Raw genomic sequence first — 4111 nt, 5'->3', positions numbered from 1 at the left:
CGCTCGGACTGCTCATGTAGCGAACTACACTGCGCATCCTCGCTCGGGCTCGCCTTGTCTGAGTGCCGCTCGCGCAGTCACTCTAGTTTGTGGGCTGATCTGGTCGTCCTCGAAGCCTCTCTTCCTGCGCCCAGGAGGAGTTGAAATATGACGCTACAACGATTTGTCGATGACGCCCTGGCGGATCATGTGCCGGGGTGTGTCGTCTGGGTGGCGCTCTCCGGTGGACTCGATTCCTCGCTGCTGTTGCACATGGTGGCCCCACTGGCACGGCGGCGCGGCATCGCGCTGCGGGCGATCCACGTCAACCACGGGCTGCAGGCGGCGGCGGGCGATTTCGAGCTGCACTGTCGGGAGCTGTGCCAGGCGCTGGCAGTGCCGTTGAGCGTGGCCCATGTCGAGGTAGAGCCGGCGGGGCGGGGGCTCGAGGCCGCGGCCCGGGAAGCCCGCTACCGGGCCTTCGCCGAAACGCTCTCTGCCGGCGACCGTCTGTGGCTGGCGCAGCACGCTGACGACCAGGCCGAGACGTTCCTGTTGGCGGCGCTGCGGGGCAGCGGCGTGCGAGGTCTGGCGGGCATGCCCGCGACGCGGCAGTGGCGGGGGCTCCGAATCGAGCGTCCCTGGTTGGCGCTGCCCCGGTCCGATCTCGCGCAGGAGGCCCGGCAGCGGGGCATCGCCTGGTGCGAGGACCCCTCCAACCACCATCTCCGGCACGACCGCAACTTCCTGCGTCACCGGGTAGTGCCGCGGCTGGCCGAGCGCTGGCCGCGGGCTGCCGACGCCGTGGGGCGCAGCGTCGCGCATCTGCAGGAAGCCGACGAACTACTGGGAGAGCTGGCGGAGATCGATCTCGCCCGCGCCGGTGGCGACCCGGAGCGCCTGCCGTTGACGACACTGCGCACGTTGCGCCCGTCCCGCCTGCGCCTGCTGGTGCGCCATGCACTTCAACGTCAAGGGCTGCCCGCCCCGCCGGCCAAACGCCTGACCGAGCTCGAGCGCCAGGTGAGCGTAGCCGGTGGGGACCGGTTGCCCGCTATCGCCTGGGCAGGGGGCGAGGCGCGAATCTGGCGCCATCATCTGTTTCTGATGGCGCCGCTGGCGGCGATCGATCTCGACTGGCAGCGGTTCTGGGATGGACAGGGTCCGCTCGAGACGCCCTGGGGGCGTCATTCATGGGAGCTGCGATCCTCGTCGCATGACGCCGCCAGGCCGATGTTGCGAGTCGGCCTGCGACGGGGCGGCGAGACCATGCGCCTGGCTGGCAGGGGCGCGCGGGATATCAAGCGGCTGTTCCAGGAGGCCGGCATTCCACCCTGGCAGCGCGATCGGCTACCGCTGGTGTGGCAAGGCGGGGAACTCGTCGCCGTGCTGGGTGTGCTGACGGCGGAAGGGTGGCGACAGACGGCGCTGCCGACTCGCCCGATGGAGGATGCACGCTTTGAAGACGACGCCTGAAGTGGCGTCGCGTTCACACGTCGTAAGTCAGCGCCAGGCCCGCGGCCTTCTGATAATCGGCTTCCTGTTCGAGGTCGTTGAGCAGTAGCGCCTGAAAGCTGATCTCCGGCAGCGAGAGGTGCAGATCGTCACCGTTGCAGGTCAGCCGGAAATCGACCGGCGCCTGCTCCGGACGCGGATGATTGAGCATCACTGCCAGGCGCAGCAGGCGGGCCAGCCGACAGTAGGTCGGCTGTATGGCTCCGGGCAGCGCCTCCAGCTCCCGCTGGGCAAACTTGCGCCGATGCGCGCGTACCAGGAAGGCCAGCGCCTGCTGCTCGGGACGCGAGAAACCGGTCAGGTCGGAGTACTCGATGAGGTAGGCGCCGTGGCGATGGAACTGGCTGTGGGAGATCGCCAGTCCGATCTCGTGCAACTGAGCCGCCCAGACCAGGAATAGCCGCTGTTCCTCGCCGAGGGCCCAGGACTCGCTCACCTGGTCGAAAGCGACCATGGCCGTCTGCGTCACATGATCGGCATGGGACGCCTCGACGCTGTAGCGCCGCATCAGCAGTTCCACGCTGTGACGGCGGGAGTCCTCCGGGGTGTTGCGGCCGATCAGGTCGAACAGCACGCCTTCACGCAGCGCGCCGTCGGAGTAGCGCATGCGCTGGAGATCGAAGGCCTCGAACACCGCGCAGAGGATGGCGACCCCAGCCGGGAACACGCGTGCCCGGTCCTCCTTGAGGCCTTCCATGGCGACCTTGTCCAGTTGTCCGAAGCCGACCAGCCTTTTGCGCAGCTTCATCAGCGCGTCGCGTTCGATCAGCGTGGCGTCGCCGTCTCCCCGTGCACCGATCACGGCCGCCACCGCCTTGATCGTGCCGCTGGAGCCGATCGGGTCCTGCCATCCCAGCCGGCAGTACTGGCGCTGGATATTGGCCAGTTCGGACAGCGCGGCCATCTCGGCGCGGCGGAAACGCTTCTCGCTGAGCTCTCCATTGGCGAAGAACGCGCCGGTATAGGCGACACAGCCCATATGAAGGCTCTCCAGCGCCTGCGGTGCGAAATCCTCGCCGATGATGAACTCGGTGGACCCGCCGCCGATATCGACGATCAGGCGTCGGCCGTGGACCTCGGCCAGCGCATGGGCGGCCCCCAGGTAGATCAGGCGGGCTTCTTCGCGACCGCCGATGATCTCGATCGGATGGCCGATCATGGCCTCGGCACGATCGATCAGCACGCGCGCATTACGCGCCGAGCGGAGCGCATTGGTGCCGACGATGCGCAGATCGGCGGCAGCGACGCCGGCAACGAAAGGCGCAAAGCGTTCCAGGCACGCCATTGCCCGATCCATGGCCGCGTCGGTGAAGTTCTCCTGGTCGTCCAGTCCGGCTGCGAGCTGGACTTTCTCGCCCATCTTGGCGACGACCTGCAGCTGACTGTCCTGATAGTTGGCCACCAGCAGATGAAAACTGTTGGAACCGAGATCGATGGCGGCCAGACGGCGCGTCGCGTCTTTGGCGGTCGACTTCCCGCTCATGGCGTGGCGTCCTCGAAGGCTGGCGTGAAAGATGGATGTCCACAGGACAACGCCGACGCCGCGTCGTCCCTGGCATCCGAGACCCTGCGTCGGGTGGCTCAAGATTGCGGTGGGGGCGTGGCCTTGTCAATCGTCGGGGTGGCAGGCATGCTGCACGACGAGGTCACCTTCACGATCGAGACGGATGCTCATGCAGCCACCGCGGCATCATCTGAACAGCGAGACTTTCGAGCAGCAGCGTGAAACGCGGGAATCGCCCTGGCTGGCGATCTTCGTCGCCGACTGGTGTCAGCCCTGCGAAACGCTGTTGTCCCGGCTCTCCTCGATTTCGCACGAGTCGATCCGCGGTGTGCCGGTGGGCGTGGTGGATGTGGACCGCGAGCCGACGCTGGCCGAACGTTACGGGGTCAAGGGAACGCCCACGATGATTCTGTTCGTCGACGGGGAGCCTCGGCTGACACGAGTCGGGGCATTGTCGGAACAGCAATTGTTGCAGCTGGGCGAGGAGTGTACGCGTCATTAGGCGTTGGCCTTGCGGAGACTTGACCTCATGGTTCAATATCTCCATATCGTGACTTGCTTTCGGAAGATAGCTTGTCTACCATCTGGACGTTCGCCTGTTCCGAATGCTTCTCGACCGCGTCGCGGTCCCCCAAGTCGTCAGTCAATCCCAGTACCGATTCTCGGCCAACGCCGATTTTTGGATAGCGACAACTCTTTCGGATGACTCTTTCCGCGAGATTGCAGGCGAATCGAATCGCTCTCCCGGCACCTTCACCACACGCCAAGTCGGCATCCCGACCTGCGTTGATGGCAGGGCCAATAGACCATGCGAAGCGCCTGGCTTCTGGGACGACTGAACGCGCCGCGCGGCGTTTGAACTGACCGCCTCTTGTCCTTCTTTTCTATCTCGGCAAAAGTCATTGCCTGCGACACGAGCCCTCTCTGACCGAACTCATGAATCTAACCGAACTCAAGCAAAAATCCGTTCCTGAACTGCTGGATATCGCCCGAGAGATGGGCATCGACAATCTGGCGCGCTCACGCAAGCAGGACATCATCTTCGCCATCCTGAAAAAGCATGCGAAGAGCGGCGAGGACATCTACGGCGATGGCGTCCTGGAGATTCTGCAG

4 protein-coding genes are annotated in these 4111 nt (G+C 65.3%); 3 read left to right on the top strand and 1 reads right to left on the bottom strand.

Translation table 11 applies throughout. The features are described from left to right. Positions 1–147: 147 nt before the first annotated feature. Positions 148–1455, top strand: a complete 1308-nt coding sequence (tilS, locus tag AC3AYF_RS13065) for a tRNA lysidine(34) synthetase TilS (protein WP_295038096.1) — start codon at positions 148–150, stop codon at positions 1453–1455. 13 nt (positions 1456–1468) lie between these two features. On the opposite strand, the gene AC3AYF_RS13060 is transcribed toward tilS, so the two are convergent. Next, a complete protein-coding gene (locus AC3AYF_RS13060) occupies positions 1469–2977 on the bottom strand; it encodes a Ppx/GppA phosphatase family protein (protein ID WP_487779825.1) in 1509 nt (502 codons plus the stop codon). 190 nt (positions 2978–3167) lie between these two features. Here AC3AYF_RS13060 and AC3AYF_RS13055 point away from each other — a divergent pair, with 190 nt between their 5' ends. Continuing rightward, the gene (locus tag AC3AYF_RS13055; protein ID WP_295038102.1) at positions 3168–3500 is read left to right on the top strand and encodes a thioredoxin family protein; all 333 of its coding nucleotides are present in this window, start codon (positions 3168–3170) and stop codon (positions 3498–3500) included. A 434-nt stretch (positions 3501–3934) separates the two neighbouring features. Beyond that, the coding region (locus tag AC3AYF_RS13050; protein WP_487779827.1) for a Rho termination factor N-terminal domain-containing protein at positions 3935–4111 on the top strand (177 nt) is incomplete at its 3' end.

The sequence above is a fragment of the Salinicola sp. genome, from assembly GCF_982684285.1.
This window is presented reverse-complemented; position numbering and strand designations above follow the sequence as displayed.